Here is a 13,845-nt window from a genome sequence, read left to right as displayed (position 1 = left end):
TATACCTACGGTCATGCAACAACTGCCCTGGCTCGAACCCGGCGACGCACTGCCCGACCCCTCCTCCGCCTGGGGGGAGGCCGACCCCGTGCCGGGCCTGCTTGCGGCCGGCGGTGCGCTCGACGTCGACACCCTCGTCCAGGCCTACGGCCGCTGCGTGTTCCCGTGGTTCAGCGAAGACCAGCCGATTCTCTGGTGGAGCCCGGACCCGCGCATGGTGCTCCAGGTGGCCGAGTTCAGGCTCCACCGGTCGCTGCGCAAGACCCTGGCCCGCTTTGCCCAGGCCCCCAACTGCGAAGTGCGCATCGACCACGACTTCGGTGCCGTCATCAGGGCCTGCTCGCAATCGCCGCGCACCGGACAGTCGGGCACCTGGATCGTCCCGGACATGGTGAACGCCTACATGGCGCTGCATCGGGCCGGCCATGCGCACAGCGTGGAAACCTGGGTCGACGGCCAGCTGGCGGGAGGCCTCTACTGCGTGGGACTCGGGCGCGCGGTGTTCGGCGAATCGATGTTCACCCGCCGCCCGGACGCCTCGAAGATCGCTCTGGCGGCGCTGGTGTGCCTGTGCCGGCGCTCCCAGGTGCGGATGATCGACTGCCAGCAGAACACCTCCCACCTGGCAAGCCTGGGAGCCCGGGAAATGTCGCGCGCAAGCTTCGTGGCGCACGTGGCCAAGGCACGCGAACAGCAGGGCCCACAGTGGCATTTCGAGCCCGTATACTGGACAGAACTCCTTTCCACGCGGCCTTCTGAATCGACGTGACGCACCTCAAGGATCTTCCGCTTCACACGCTGCAGTTCTACGCAACGGCGCCCTATCCGTGCAGCTACCTGCCCGATCGCCAGGCCCGGTCGCAGGTGGCCACGCCCAGCCACCTGATCCACAACGACGCGTATTCCGACCTGGTGCTCAGCGGATTCCGGCGCAGTGGAATGTTCACCTACAGGCCCTATTGCGACGGCTGCCGCGCCTGCATCCCGCTGCGGGTGCTGGTCAACGGATTCCGACCCAGCCGCAGCCAGCGCCGGGCCGTGAAACAGCACAAGGAACTGCAGGCGCGCGTGCTCAAACTGTGCTTCGTGCCCGAGCACTACCAACTCTACCTGCGCTACCAGAACGGCCGCCATGCCGGCGGCGGCATGGACCACGACAGCATCGACCAGTACACGCAGTTCCTGCTGCAAAGCCGCGTCAATTCCAGGCTGGTCGAGTTCCGGGAGACGCTGCCCGACGGCAGCGCCGGCGCGCTGCGGATGGTGTCGATCCTGGATGTGCTGAATGACGGAATCTCGGCCGTCTACACCTTCTACGAGCCGGAGCCGGAAGGCAGGGCCGGCTATGGCACTTACAGCGTGCTCTGGCAGATCGAACAGGCGCGCAAGCTGGGCCTGCCGCACGTCTACCTGGGCTACTGGATCGAAGGCAGCGCCAAGATGAACTACAAGGCGCGCTTCAGCCCACATGAACTGCTGGTCGACGGCCGCTGGCAAGCGCCGGATGATTTCACAAGGTAAAATGGCGCCCGGTCCACACCGCATCGCGCCATGAGAAAAACCCAATCCGACGTTCCTGCCGTTCCAGTCATCCAGGTGATCGAGCGCATGTTCGCGCTGATCGACGTGCTCGCCTCTCGTGAAGAGGCAATTTCGCTGAAGGAGATCAGCGAGAAGACCGGCCTGCACCCTTCCACGACGCACCGCATCCTCAACGATCTCGCGGTCGGCCGCTTCGTCGACCGGCCCGAGGCCGGCAGCTACCGGCTCGGCATGCGCCTGCTGGAACTCGGCAACCTGGTCAAGGGTCGCCTCAACGTGCGCGATGCCGCACTGGGACCGATGCGGGAGCTGCACAAGCTCACGCAGCAGCCCGTCAACCTCAGCATGCGGCAGGGCGACGAGATCGTCTACATCGAGCGCTCATACAGCGAACGCTCGGGCATGCAGGTGGTACGCGCCATCGGCGGCCGTGCCGCGCTGCACCTCACGTCGACCGGCAAGCTGTTCCTGGCTGCCGACGATCCGCAGCGCGTGCGCAGCTATGCGACGCGGACCGGCCTTGCGGGGCATACGCGCAACAGCATCACGCAGTTGCCCGCACTGGAACGCGAATTGTCGAAAGCACGCCAATACGGCATTGCACGCGACAACGAAGAGCTGGAGCTGGGGGTGCGCTGCATGGCCGCCGGCATCTATGACGACCAGGGCAAGCTGGTGGCGGGGCTGTCGATTTCAGCGCCCGCCGACCGCCTCGACGAAGGCTGGCTGCCGAAGCTGCAGGCCACGGCCAACGAAATTTCCGGGGCCCTCGGCTACAAGGATGCCGCCGCGGAGGCTTCAAGGGCAGCTGCGTCGGACGGCAGCGGCTCTTCGGCCGCAGCCTGATCCGAGGTCTTTGCCGCAGCCGGTCAGTCGAGCGGCCCTTTTCAGGGCCGCTGTTCGATCAGCCCGCTACCTGGAGGCTGGCAGCGCGCGAAGCGGCCGCCGGCGATCCCGAAGCATGCGTGGCCTCGACCCAGCGGCGCACGCGTTCGGCGTCGGCGATGCGGCTGAACTTGCCGGCCGAATCCAGGAACACCATGATCAGCTTGCGGCCGGCCACCTTGGCCTGCATCACGAGGCACTGGCCGGCCTCGGAGATGTAGCCTGTCTTCTGCACGCCGATTTCCCAATCGGGGCTCTTCACCAGACGGTTGGTGGTGTTGAACTGCAGCACGCGGTTGCCCACCTCGACCTGGTACTCGGGCGAGGTCGAAAGCGAACGCACCGTGGCATCGGAATAGGCGGCATTGACCAGCAGCGCGAGGTCTTGCGCACTCGACTGGTTGCGGCTCGAGAGGCCCGTGGGCTCCACGTAGCGCGTGTCCTTCATGCCGAGCATCTTGGCCTTGGCATTCATGATGCTCACGAAGGTTGCCAGGCCGCCGGGATAGGTGCGGCCGAGGGCGTGCGCCGCGCGGTTCTCGCTCGACATGAGGGCGAGATGCAGCAGCTCGCCGCGGGGCAAGGTGGTGCCCACTGTCAGGCGCGAGCGGCTGCCCTTTTCGGTATCCACGTCGTCCTGCGTGATGGTGATCAGTTCGTCGTTGGGAAGGCGCGCTTCGCTGATCAGAAGGCCGGTCATCAGCTTGGTGAGCGACGCGATCGGGAGCACGGCATGGTCGTTCTTGCTGAACAGCACTTCGTGCGTGTCCTGGTCGATCACCAGGGCGACGCTCGACTTCAGTTCGAGCACGTCGTCGGTTCCATGCAGGCCAGCCAACTGTCCGAAGGACTGGCGCGCGGGCGTTTCGACGCGGACCACCGAACGGCGCTGCACGGCGACCACGGTCCTGCCGTTCTTCTGGCGAATGGAGGCCACCACATTGCGGCCACCGCGAACGACTTTCTCGCCACGGTCGACGCTGCGCGACGACTTGGTGTTTCGTTTGACTTCCACCGGCACCGGGCCCGCTGCCTTCTTGGCGAGCGAGGTCTTGGCGGTGCTTGTTTTTTCCTTCTTGGCGGCCTGGGCCCCGGACAGCAAAAACGCCGTGGCGCAGAGCGCGACGGCGACGAATTTGACTGCGGGCAGGAACCGCTGGCTGGAAACTCGGCGGAGACGGGCTTCAGGCATTAATAAATCTCCAGCGGCGAAAATGAGAACCGCAGTGTATCCAAATCAAAAAAGGCACGCAATATCAGTTACTTGCATCCTTTTCTTCAATCGAATACCAAGGATCGCCAGTTATCTAACCTTGTGCCGCCACTCTCTCAGCTTGGCTCTGTAACTTATTGAGCGCACTCAAATAAGCCTTTGCCGATGCGACCACGATGTCTGGGTCTGCACCTACTCCGTTCACCACCCGCCCTGCATTTTGTAACCGAACTGTAACTTCTCCCTGGCTTTCTGTCGAGCCACTGATGGCATTGACTGAGTAAAGCACCATTTCGGCGCCGCTTTTGACATGCGACTCGATGGCCTTGAGAGAAGCATCGACCGGGCCATTGCCGTCGGACTCTCCGGTGACTTCCTTGCCCTGGACCGTGAAGACGACTTTGGCTTGGGGACGCTCCCCGGTTTCGCTGTGCTGGGCGAGAGAAACAAAAGCGAACTGTTCGTCAACGTGCGAATGCTCTTCTGCGCTGACGAGCGCGAGGATGTCCTCGTCGAAAATCTCGGACTTGCGGTCGGCCAGTTCCTTGAAGCGCAGGAAGGCGGCGTTGATGTCGCCCTCGCTTTCCATCGTCACGCCGAGTTCCAGCAGGCGCTGCTTGAACGCGTTGCGGCCGCTGAGCTTGCCCAGCACGATCTTGTTGGCGCTCCAGCCCACGTCTTCGGCCCGCATGATCTCGTAGGTGTCGCGCGCCTTGAGCACGCCGTCCTGGTGGATGCCCGACGCATGCGCGAAGGCGTTGGCGCCCACCACCGCCTTGTTGGGCTGCACCACGAATCCGGTGGTCTGGCTCACCATGCGGCTTGCCGCCACGATGTGCTGGGTGTCGATGTTCAGGTCGAGGCCGAAGTAGTCCCTGCGGGTCTTCACGGCCATCACGACCTCTTCGAGCGAGCAATTGCCTGCGCGCTCGCCCAGGCCGTTGATCGTGCACTCCACCTGGCGCGCGCCGCCGATCTTCACGCCGGCGAGCGAGTTGGCCACCGCCATGCCGAGATCGTTGTGGCAATGCACCGACCAGATCGCCTTGTCGCTGTTGGGCACGCGCTCGCGCAGCATCTTGATGAAGTTGCCGTAGAGCTCCGGAATGGCGTAGCCGACGGTGTCCGGCACGTTGATGGTGGTGGCACCCTCGTTGATCACGGTCTCCAGCACGCGGCAGAGAAAATCGGGATCGCTGCGGTAGCCGTCTTCGGGGCTGAACTCCACGTCGGCCACGAGGTTGCGCGCAAAGCGCACGGCCAGCCTGGCTTGCTCATGCACCTCGTCCGGCGACATGCGCAGCTTCTTTTCCATGTGCAGCGGCGAAGTCGCGATGAACGTGTGGATGCGGCCGCGCGCCGCGCCCTTGAGGGCCTCGGCCGCGCGCGAGATGTCGCGGTCGTTCGCGCGCGACAAGCCGCACACGGTCGATTCCTTGATGGCATTGGCGATCGCCTTCACGGCTTCGAAGTCGCCGTTCGAGCTGGCCGGAAAGCCCGCTTCGATGACGTCGACCTTGAGCCGCTCCAGTTGCTTGGCGATGCGCATCTTCTCGTCGCGCGTCATCGAAGCGCCGGGCGATTGCTCGCCGTCGCGCAAGGTGGTGTCGAAAATTATGAGTTGGTCGGACATCGTGGACTCCTTGGTTCCTTTGATCGTTTCGCACCTTGCGCGCACGGGGGCAGACTGCGTCAGGCGAGCTCAACCACCGATTGTGCGCTGTGCGCGCCGCGGGCCCTTGCACGCTGCACGCCCGACACGATGGCTTTGAGCGACGCCGAGATCACGTCCGCGTCGATGCCCACGCCGAACAATGTCTGGGCCTCGTCGACGCGCAGCTCCAGGTAGGCGACGGACCTGGCATCGGCACCCGCGCCGATGGCGTGCTGGTGGTAGTCCATCACGCGCACGGTGTGGCCTGTGGCCTGGCTCAGCGCCTGGGTGAAAGCATCGATCGGACCGTTGCCGCGGCCTTCGATGGCGCGGATCTCGCCATCCCAGGGCAGGTCGCCGCGCAGGACCACGGAAGCATTGGCGCCTTCGCCTTCTTCCTCGAGCACGCGGTGCTGCAATGCGTGCGCGGCTTCGATGCCGTACTCGCGCACGAAGAGCTGCCAGAGGTCGGCGGCGGTGAGTTCCTTGCCGGCCACGTCCATCACGCGCTGCACGGTCTGCATGAACTCCATCTGCAAACGGCGCGGCATCTCGATGCCGTATTCGCTTTCGAGCAGGTAGGCCATGCCGCCCTTGCCGGACTGGCTGTTGACGCGGATCACCGCCTCATAGCTGCGGCCCACATCCTTCGGATCGATGGGCAGGTAGGGCATGTCCCAGATATCGCCTTCCTTGCGCGCCGCAAAGGCCTTCTTGATCGCGTCCTGGTGCGAGCCGGAGAACGAGGTGTAGACCAGGTCGCCCACGTAAGGATGGCGCGGATGCACCGGGATCTGGTTGCAGTGCTCGACGGTCGCGCGAATCTCGTCGATGTTCGAGAAGTCGAGTTCCGGCGAGACGCCCTGCGTGTAGAGGTTGAGCGCAACGTTCACGAGGTCGAGGTTGCCGGTGCGCTCGCCGTTGCCGAAGAGGCAGCCTTCGATGCGCTCTGCGCCCGCCATCAACGCCAGCTCGCCGGCCGCAGTGCCGGTGCCTCGGTCGTTGTGCGGATGCACGCAGAGCACGATGGCATCGCGACGCGCCAGGTTGCGGTGCATCCACTCGATCATGTCGGCAAAGATGTTGGGCGTGGAATGCTCGACCGTGGTGGGCAGGTTGACGATGCACTTGTGCTCGGGCGTCGGCGCCCAGACTTCGGTGACGGCATCGACCACGCGCTTGGAGAACGCGACGTCGGTGCCCGAGAACATCTCGGGCGAATACTGGAACGTCCACTGCGTGCCCGGCTGCCTAGCGGCAAAGTCGTTGAACATGCCCGCATGGCTGCTGGCGAGCTCGACGATCTGGTCTTCGTCCATGCCGAGCACCACGCGGCGCATCACGGGCGCCACGGCGTTGTAGAGGTGGACGATGGCGCGCGGCGCGCCTTGAAGCGACTCGAAGGTGCGCGCAATGAGGTGGTCCCGCGCCTGCGTGAGCACCTGGATCGTCACGTCGTCGGGAATGCGGTCTTCCTCGATCAGCTTGCGCACGAAGTCGAACTCGACCTGCGAGGCGGAGGGAAAGCCGACCTCGATCTCCTTGAAGCCGATGGCCACGAGCGTCTCGAACATGCGCATCTTGCGGGCGATGTCCATCGGCTCGACCAGCGCCTGGTTGCCATCACGCAGGTCCGTCGACAGCCAGATCGGCGCCTTGGTCAGCACGGCATCGGGCCAGGTGCGGTCCTTGAGGCCGATCGGGGCGAATGCGCGGTATTTGGCTTGAGGTTGCTTCAACATGTCGATTTCTCTGTGATGGTTGGAATCAACCAGCAACCCCAAAAACAAACGGCCCGTTGCTGGTGCGAACGGGCCGTGGTGAGGGATTTGCGCGTGCGCTACCGTCTCCGCCCGTGAGGGAGAATTAGTAGGGCCAGCAGCGAAATCTTGGTCATGAGAGCTGCGAATGTAGCACAAGCTGCCGTCAGTTATGCAAGCCACGCTCGTCAGGCTCTTCGGTCGAGGTGCTGATCACGCTCGCCGGCTGCCCCTTGGCCTTGCGCCATGCGTACACCACGTAGCCGCTCAGGCCATACGCCACGAAGAGGCCGAACAGCACCGTGGGCGGATGGATGTTGATGACCGCGATGCCGAGCGCAATCAGCACGATCACCACGAACGGCACGCTCTTCTTCATCTGCACGTCCTTGAAGCTGTAGAAGGGCGCGTTCGTGACCATCGACAGTCCGGCATAGAGCGTGAAGCCGAAGGTGATCCAGGTGATCTGCGTCCACGACAGATACAGCACCTCCCCGCCGCGCTTGCCCCACTCCGTCATGAGCCAGATGAAGCCGGCCACCAGTGCGGCCGCGGCCGGCGACGGAAGGCCCTGGAACCAGCGCTTGTCGACCACGCCGGTATTGACGTTGAAGCGCGCCAGGCGCAGCGCCGCACAGGCACAGTACACGAAGGCCGCGATCCAGCCCCATCGGCCCAGGCCCTTGAGCGACCACTCATAGGCGATCAGCGCCGGAGCAGCGCCGAAAGAGACCATGTCGGACAGCGAATCCATCTGCTCGCCGAACGCGCTTTGCGTGTTGGTCATGCGGGCGACGCGGCCGTCCAGGCTGTCGAGAATCATCGCCGCGAACACGCCGAGCGCCGCGAGATCGAAGCGCGCATTCATGGCCATCACGACCGAATAGAAGCCGCCGAACAGCGCAGCGAGCGTGAACAGATTCGGCAGTATGTAGATGCCCTTGCGGCGCTTGCGCTGCGGCACCTCGTCGGGAACCGTGTCGTCATGCATCGAGTGTGCCTCCGTCCCTCGTGGACACTGCGCGAACGACTGCCCGTCCGATAGCGTCTTGGTCTTTGAATCGCATGGGTTCGCAGTGTAGTTCAGGGGATCGTTCGTCCCCGCCATGAAAAAGGCCACCCCAGCGGGTGGCCCTCGTGAAACGGACGCCGCGGCGCCCGATTCGCTTGCAGATCAGTTGCGGGTCTGGTCGACCAGCTTGTTCTTCTTGATCCAGGGCATCATCGCGCGCAGCTTTTCGCCGACGACTTCGATCTGGTGCTCGGAGTTCAGGCGGCGGCGGCTGATCAGCGTCGGTGCGCCGCCGGCGTTCTCGAGCACGAAGCTCTTGGCGTATTCGCCGGTCTGGATGTCCTTGAGCACCTGCTTCATGACCTTCTTGGTCTCTTCGGTCACGATGCGCGGGCCCGTGACGTACTCGCCGTATTCGGCGTTGTTCGAGATCGAGTAGTTCATGTTGGCGATGCCGCCTTCATAGATCAGGTCGACGATCAGCTTGAGTTCGTGCAGGCATTCGAAGTACGCCATTTCGGGCGCGTAGCCGGCTTCCACCAGCGTTTCGAAACCGGCCTTGATCAGTTCGACCGTGCCGCCGCACAGGACCGCCTGCTCGCCGAACAGGTCGGTCTCGGTTTCTTCGCGGAAGTTGGTCTCGATGATGCCGGCCTTGCCGCCGCCGTTGGCGGTGGCATAGCTCAGCGCGAGGTCGCGCGCCTTGCCGGTCTTGTCCTGGTGCACGGCCACGAGGTGGGGCACGCCGCCACCCTGGGTGTAGGTGCTGCGCACGGTGTGGCCAGGGGCCTTGGGAGCGACCATCCACACGTCGAGGTCGGCGCGCGGCTGCACGAAGCCGTAGTGCACGTTGAAGCCGTGCGCGAAGACGAGCGAAGCGCCTTCCTTGATGTTGGGGGCCACGTCGTTCTTGTAGACGTTGGCGATCTGCTCGTCGGGCAGCAGGATCATGACCACGTCGGCGGCCTTCACGGCGTCGGCCACTTCGGCGACCTTGAGGCCGGCCTTCTCGACCTTGGGCCACGAGGCGCCGCCCTTGCGCAGGCCGACCACGACCTTGACGCCGCTGTCGTTCAGGTTCTGCGCGTGTGCGTGACCTTGCGAACCGTAACCGATGATTGCGACCGTCTTGCCCTTGATCAGGCTCAGATCCGCGTCCTTGTCGTAATAAACCTTCATGTCGATGCTCCTTCGTTGATTCGGGGGGTGGTGATTGCTGAAAAACTAGACGCGCAGGATGCGCTCGCCGCGGCCGATGCCGCTGGCACCGGTGCGCACTGTCTCGAGAATTGCGCTGCGCTCGATGGCCTCGAGAAACGCGTCGTTCTTTCCGTGGTCGCCGGTCAGTTCGATGGTGTAGCTCTTGTCCGTGACGTCGATGATGCGGCCGCGGAAGATCTCGGCCATGCGCATCATTTCTTCGCGCTCCTTGCCGACCGCGCGCACCTTCACCATCATGAGCTCGCGCTCGGTGTAGGCGCCTTCGGTCAGGTCGACGACCTTGACCACTTCGATCAGGCGGTTGAGGTGCTTGGTGATCTGCTCGATCACGTCGTCCGACCCGGCCGTGACGATGGTCATGCGCGAGAGGCTCGGATCCTCGGTCGGCGCGACGGTCAGCGATTCGATGTTGTAGCCGCGGGCCGAGAAAAGGCCCACCACGCGGGAAAGAGCACCGGGCTCGTTTTCCAGCAGCACTGCAATGATGTGTTTCATGTTTGCGTGACTCCTCTTTTCGCCGCCCTCCCCCGTGCACGGTAATGCGCGGGCTTGGCGGGCAATAGATTCGTCAGTGAAGAGTTAAGCGAATGCGCCGCGATCAGAGATCTTCGGCACCCAACAGCATCTCGGTGATGCCCATGCCGGCCTTCACCATCGGGAACACGTTCTCGGTGGGGTCGGTGCGGAAATCCATGAACACCGTGCGGTCCTTGAGCTTGCGTGCTTCGCGCAGCGCGGGCTCCACGTCCTGGGGACGCTCGATCAGCATGCCGACGTGGCCATAAGCCTCGGCGAGCTTCACGAAATTGGGCAGCGCATCCATGTAGCTGTGGCTGTAGCGGCCGGAGTATTCGATCTCCTGCCACTGGCGCACCATGCCCAGGTAACGGTTGTTGAGCGAGCAGATCTTGATCGGGGTGTTGTACTGCAGGCAGGTGGAGAGCTCCTGGATGCACATCTGCACCGAGCCCTCGCCCGTGATGGTGAACACTTCCGAATCGGGCTTGGCGAGCTTGATGCCCATGGCATAGGGGATGCCCACGCCCATGGTGCCCAGGCCGCCCGAGTTGATCCAGCGGCGCGGCTCGTCGAAACGGTAGTACTGCGCGGCCCACATCTGGTGCTGGCCGACGTCCGACGTGATGTACGCGTCGGCATCCTTGGTCATGTTCCAGAGGGTCTCGACGACGTACTGCGGCTTGATCACGTCCTTGTTGCCGCGGTCGTACTTGAGGCAGTCGCGCGAGCGCCAGGCTTCGATGGTCTTCCACCAATCGGCCAGCGCGCCGGCGTCGGGCTTGGTGGTGCTCTCGCGGATCATCGAGATCAGCTCGGTCAGCACGTCCTTCGCGTCGCCGACGATCGGAATGTCGACCTTCACGCGCTTGGAGATGCTCGACGGATCGATGTCGACGTGGATGATCTTGCGGTCGTTCAGCGCGAAATGCTTCGGGTTGCCGATGACGCGGTCGTCGAAGCGCGCGCCCACGGCCAGCAGCACGTCGCAATTCTGCATCGCGTTGTTGGCTTCGATGGTGCCGTGCATCCCGAGCATGCCCAGGAACTTGCGGTCGCTCGCCGGATAGGCGCCCAGGCCCATCAGCGTGTTGGTGACCGGGTAGCCCAGCATGTCGACCAGGGTGCGCAGCTCATTGCAGGCGTTGCCGAGCAGCACGCCGCCGCCGGTGTAGATGTAAGGGCGCTTGGCGTTCAGCAACAGTTGCAAGGCCTTGCGGATCTGCCCCCCATGGCCCTTGCGCACCGGGTTGTACGAACGCATCTCGACCTTGTCGGGATAGCCGGCGTACGGGGTCTTCTTGAAGGAGACGTCCTTGGGCACGTCCACCACCACGGGGCCCGGCCGGCCGCTGCGTGCGATGTGGAAGGCCTTTTTCATCGTCATGGCCAGATCCTTGGGATCCTTGACGAGGAAGTTGTGCTTCACGATGGGGCGCGTGATGCCGACGGTGTCGCATTCCTGGAACGCATCGAGGCCAATGGCCGCCGTGGGTACCTGGCCCGAGATGATCACCATCGGGATCGAGTCCATGTACGCGGTGGCGATGCCGGTGACCGCATTCGTCAGGCCGGGGCCCGAGGTGACCAGCGCCACGCCGACCTCGCCGGTGGCGCGTGCGTAGCCGTCGGCCGCGTGGACGGCGGCCTGCTCGTGGCGCACCAGCACGTGCTGGATGGTGTCCTGCTTGTAGAACGCGTCGTAGATGTAGAGAACCGCGCCGCCCGGATAACCCCAGATGTACTGGACGCCTTCGGCCTGCAGTGCCTTGACCAGCACTTCAGCGCCCATGAGCTCTTGCGTTTGATTGCCTGCGCCAGAAGACGCGGCTGCTGCGGAAGCGAGTTCCGCCTTTGAAATTTCCATGATCAACCTTTGGAGTTTTTTCGGGAACGAAAAACCTTGGGTGCCCCTTGCCAGCCCTTGTGGGGCCGCGCCAGGACTTGAGGCCAAAGCCATGAGCGGACTGATGTTCCGCCGGACCGTGACCCGTTTGCCTTTTGACTTGCAGCGCGGATTATGACATTGATGAGGGCGCCTCCAGACGGAACCCCTCGCAAAAGGGGCGCGGGGCATAATCCGCGGCAGAAAAACATAAGCGCTTCCCAGACATCCCACTTCCCACGCGGCGCCTCTGACGCCCCCTCTCGCTTGGCCACTGAACAAGAACTTTCCGACTTTCTGAAGAGCGTCGAACGGCGCGCTTTCAAGCGCTCGGTCTATCACGTGCGGGACGAGGAAGCCGCCCTGGACATCGTGCAGGACAGCATGATGAAGCTGGCGCAGCACTACGGCGACAAACCGCCGCAAGAGCTGCCGATGCTGTTCCAGCGCATCCTTTCCAATTGCACCCTGGACTGGTTCCGACGGCAGAAAACCCGCCGCGCCCTTTTCTCGAACCTCGGCGACTTCGAGGCTGCGGGCGACGAAGGCGATTTCGATCTCCTGGAGAACTTCGTCTCGCCAACCGACTCTAGGGAAACGGAGAGCGCGGAGGACACCACCCGACGCGCCCAGGTGTTCCATGAGATCGAAGAACAGATCGCGGCTTTGCCGGGACGTCAACGCGAGGCTTTCCTGATGCGTTACTGGGAAGAAATGGATGTGGCGGAGACGGCCGCTGCAATGGGCTGCTCCGAAGGCAGCGTCAAAACCCATTGTTCGCGGGCCGTGCACGCCCTGAGCAAGGCGCTCAAAGCCAAGGGAATTTCGCTATGAATACTAAGGTCTCAACCTCTTCTTTCGCCGTCGAAGACCAATTCGGCCGGCGTGTGGCTGCGCGGCTTTCCGCCGGCAGCCAGGAGCTGCCGCACGACATCGGCGAGCGGCTGCGCGTGGCACGGGCGCAAGCCGTGGCCATGCGCAAGCAAGCCCCGCAGTTGCGTTCGGCATCGGTGATCATGCAATCCGGTCATGTGGCCACCATGGGTGGCGGCTGGTGGACGCGCATCGGTTCCGTCGTGCCCCTGATCGCGCTCGTCGCGGGGCTGATCACCATCACCGTGATGCAGGACGAAGACCGTGCCAGCGAATTGGCCGAAGTCGATTCCGCCCTCCTGACCGGCGACCTGCCCCCCGCGGCCTACACCGACCCGGGGTTCGCCCAGTTCCTCAAGGCCGACAGCGCCTCCGACTGACAGCCGCCACACCGAATGCGACGCTCATCCGTTTCCCGCCCCGACGCGTCCCACCCGTTGCGCCCGCCAAAGTCGGGCGCAGTCTTTTGGGCGCTTGCCCTCGCCGTTGGGGCGTTCGGCCTGACGGTGGCCGACGCCCAGACGCGCGCCGTCTCGCCTGGCGATTCCGCCCACCCTGCGCCCACGGCGGCCTCGGGTTCTTCCGCCACAAAGGCCATCCCGGCAACCAAGCCCTACTGGAGCGAGCTCACCGCGGAGCAGCAGCAGGCACTGCAGCCGCTCGCATCGCACTGGCACGCCCTGAATGCCGCGCACAAGCGCAAATGGCTGGCGCTGTCACGCAACTATGCAGACATGTCGGCCGATGACCGGACCACGCTGCACAGCCGCATGATCGAATGGGCCGCCCTCAGCAACCAGCAGCGCGCCCAGGCACGGCTCAATTTCGCCGAGGTCAAGCGCGTTCCTGCCGACGAGCTCAAGGCCAAATGGGAGCAATACCAGGCCTTGAGCGAGGAAGAAAAGCGCCGGCTCGCGGAGCGCGCGCCCGCCAAGCCGCGTGGCGCAGCCATTCCGGTGCGCCCTGTTCCGGCTCAGAAACTCGTGACCGTGCCGGCCGTGACGGCCGCGGGGCAGCACACGCCGCGCATCATGCTGGCGCCGCCGCCGTCCGTGCCCGTCGGGCCCGCCGCGGCGCCTGCAGCCGCGGTCATGGTGGCTTCCCCGCCCGAGCGTGTGCCAGGCGCGGTGTCCGCACCGGCACCGTCCAACCCGTCCAACGTGGCGTCACAGCCGGTTCCCCCGGCCGAAGCCCAGGTGCTCGTGCCCTCCGCCCCGGCGCCCTCGCCTTCCTCTCCTGCAGGCCGCACTGCCGAGCAGCCTTCCCCTCCCTGATCCAAGGTTT

General features: G+C 64.3%; 13 protein-coding genes. 6 read left to right on the top strand and 7 right to left on the bottom strand.

Translation table 11 applies throughout. From position 1 onward, the window contains the following. Positions 1 to 13 precede the first annotated feature (13 nt). From aat to ABID97_RS14920, 3 genes are read left to right on the top strand one after another with little or no spacing between them, the layout of a single operon-like run. Positions 14 to 769: a leucyl/phenylalanyl-tRNA--protein transferase gene (gene aat, locus ABID97_RS14930; RefSeq protein ID WP_354399227.1), complete on the top strand. Its 756-nt coding sequence runs from the start codon at positions 14 to 16 to the stop codon at positions 767 to 769. Continuing rightward, a complete protein-coding gene (locus tag ABID97_RS14925; protein ID WP_354399226.1) occupies positions 766 to 1,521 on the top strand; it encodes an arginyltransferase in 756 nt (251 codons plus the stop codon). The genes aat and ABID97_RS14925 overlap by 4 nt, the downstream gene beginning before the upstream one ends. A gap of 30 nt (positions 1,522 to 1,551) precedes the next feature. Next, a complete protein-coding gene (locus tag ABID97_RS14920) occupies positions 1,552 to 2,388 on the top strand; it encodes an IclR family transcriptional regulator (RefSeq protein ID WP_354399225.1) in 837 nt (278 codons plus the stop codon). 58 nt (positions 2,389 to 2,446) lie between these two features. On the opposite strand, the gene ABID97_RS14915 is transcribed toward ABID97_RS14920, so the two are convergent. The 7 genes from ABID97_RS14915 to ABID97_RS14885 all read right to left on the bottom strand — a co-directional run bounded on the left by ABID97_RS14915 (position 2,447) and on the right by ABID97_RS14885 (position 11,670). Then, on the bottom strand, positions 2,447 to 3,619 hold the full coding sequence (locus tag ABID97_RS14915; RefSeq protein ID WP_354399224.1) for a serine hydrolase: 1,173 nt from the start codon (positions 3,617 to 3,619) through the stop codon (positions 2,447 to 2,449). Positions 3,620 to 3,734: 115 nt separating this feature from the next. Next, positions 3,735 to 5,273 carry a 2-isopropylmalate synthase gene (locus ABID97_RS14910; protein ID WP_354399223.1) on the bottom strand — a complete coding sequence of 513 codons (1,539 nt, stop codon included), beginning with the start codon at positions 5,271 to 5,273 and terminating at the stop codon, positions 3,735 to 3,737. 59 nt (positions 5,274 to 5,332) lie between these two features. Beyond that, positions 5,333 to 7,036 (bottom strand): 2-isopropylmalate synthase, encoded by a 1,704-nt coding sequence (leuA, locus tag ABID97_RS14905; protein ID WP_354399222.1) that lies wholly within the window; start codon positions 7,034 to 7,036, stop codon positions 5,333 to 5,335. Positions 7,037 to 7,220: 184 nt separating this feature from the next. Further along, on the bottom strand, positions 7,221 to 8,045 hold the full coding sequence (gene pssA / locus ABID97_RS14900) for a CDP-diacylglycerol--serine O-phosphatidyltransferase (RefSeq protein WP_354399221.1): 825 nt from the start codon (positions 8,043 to 8,045) through the stop codon (positions 7,221 to 7,223). 183 nt (positions 8,046 to 8,228) lie between these two features. Beyond that, positions 8,229 to 9,245, bottom strand: a complete 1,017-nt coding sequence (gene ilvC, locus ABID97_RS14895; RefSeq protein WP_354399220.1) for a ketol-acid reductoisomerase — start codon at positions 9,243 to 9,245, stop codon at positions 8,229 to 8,231. Between the two features lie 45 nt (positions 9,246 to 9,290). After that, positions 9,291 to 9,782 carry an acetolactate synthase small subunit gene (ilvN, locus tag ABID97_RS14890; protein WP_055800077.1) on the bottom strand — a complete coding sequence of 164 codons (492 nt, stop codon included), beginning with the start codon at positions 9,780 to 9,782 and terminating at the stop codon, positions 9,291 to 9,293. Positions 9,783 to 9,885: 103 nt separating this feature from the next. Then, entirely contained in the window at positions 9,886 to 11,670 is a 1,785-nt protein-coding gene (locus ABID97_RS14885; RefSeq protein WP_354399219.1) for an acetolactate synthase 3 catalytic subunit, read from the bottom strand. A gap of 285 nt (positions 11,671 to 11,955) precedes the next feature. On the opposite strand from ABID97_RS14885, the gene ABID97_RS14880 reads away from it, so the two are divergent. From ABID97_RS14880 to ABID97_RS14870, 3 genes are all read left to right on the top strand, one after another. Beyond that, complete coding sequence (locus ABID97_RS14880) at positions 11,956 to 12,522, top strand: RNA polymerase sigma factor (protein ID WP_354399218.1); 567 nt, start codon at positions 11,956 to 11,958, stop codon at positions 12,520 to 12,522. Further along, the gene (locus tag ABID97_RS14875) at positions 12,519 to 12,941 is read left to right on the top strand and encodes a DUF3619 family protein (RefSeq protein WP_354399217.1); all 423 of its coding nucleotides are present in this window, start codon (positions 12,519 to 12,521) and stop codon (positions 12,939 to 12,941) included. The genes ABID97_RS14880 and ABID97_RS14875 overlap by 4 nt, the downstream gene beginning before the upstream one ends. Positions 12,942 to 13,067: 126 nt before the next feature. Continuing rightward, complete coding sequence (locus ABID97_RS14870) at positions 13,068 to 13,835, top strand: DUF3106 domain-containing protein (protein WP_354399216.1); 768 nt, start codon at positions 13,068 to 13,070, stop codon at positions 13,833 to 13,835. The last annotated feature ends 10 nt before the right edge of the window (positions 13,836 to 13,845 follow it).

It is taken from the genome of Variovorax sp. OAS795, assembly GCF_040546685.1.
GTDB lineage: Bacteria > Pseudomonadota > Gammaproteobacteria > Burkholderiales > Burkholderiaceae_C > Variovorax.
The sequence above is the reverse complement of the archived record's forward strand: the minus strand, read 5'-3'. Positions and strand labels throughout refer to the sequence as shown.

Excerpts from the sequence above, each read along its gene's own strand:
- aat (WP_354399227.1), top strand. The coding sequence starts at position 14 with ATGCAACAACTGCCCTGGCTCGAACCCGGCGACGCACTGCCCGACCCC.
- ABID97_RS14920 (WP_354399225.1), top strand. The coding sequence starts at position 1,552 with ATGAGAAAAACCCAATCCGACGTTCCTGCCGTTCCAGTCATCCAGGTG.
- ABID97_RS14915 (WP_354399224.1), bottom strand. The coding sequence starts at position 3,619 with ATGCCTGAAGCCCGTCTCCGCCGAGTTTCCAGCCAGCGGTTCCTGCCC.
- ABID97_RS14910 (WP_354399223.1), bottom strand. The coding sequence starts at position 5,273 with ATGTCCGACCAACTCATAATTTTCGACACCACCTTGCGCGACGGCGAG.
- leuA (WP_354399222.1), bottom strand. The coding sequence starts at position 7,036 with ATGTTGAAGCAACCTCAAGCCAAATACCGCGCATTCGCCCCGATCGGC.
- pssA (WP_354399221.1), bottom strand. The coding sequence starts at position 8,045 with ATGCATGACGACACGGTTCCCGACGAGGTGCCGCAGCGCAAGCGCCGC.
- ilvC (WP_354399220.1), bottom strand. The coding sequence starts at position 9,245 with ATGAAGGTTTATTACGACAAGGACGCGGATCTGAGCCTGATCAAGGGC.
- ilvN (WP_055800077.1), bottom strand. The coding sequence starts at position 9,782 with ATGAAACACATCATTGCAGTGCTGCTGGAAAACGAGCCCGGTGCTCTT.
- ABID97_RS14885 (WP_354399219.1), bottom strand. The coding sequence starts at position 11,670 with ATGGAAATTTCAAAGGCGGAACTCGCTTCCGCAGCAGCCGCGTCTTCT.
- ABID97_RS14875 (WP_354399217.1), top strand. The coding sequence starts at position 12,519 with ATGAATACTAAGGTCTCAACCTCTTCTTTCGCCGTCGAAGACCAATTC.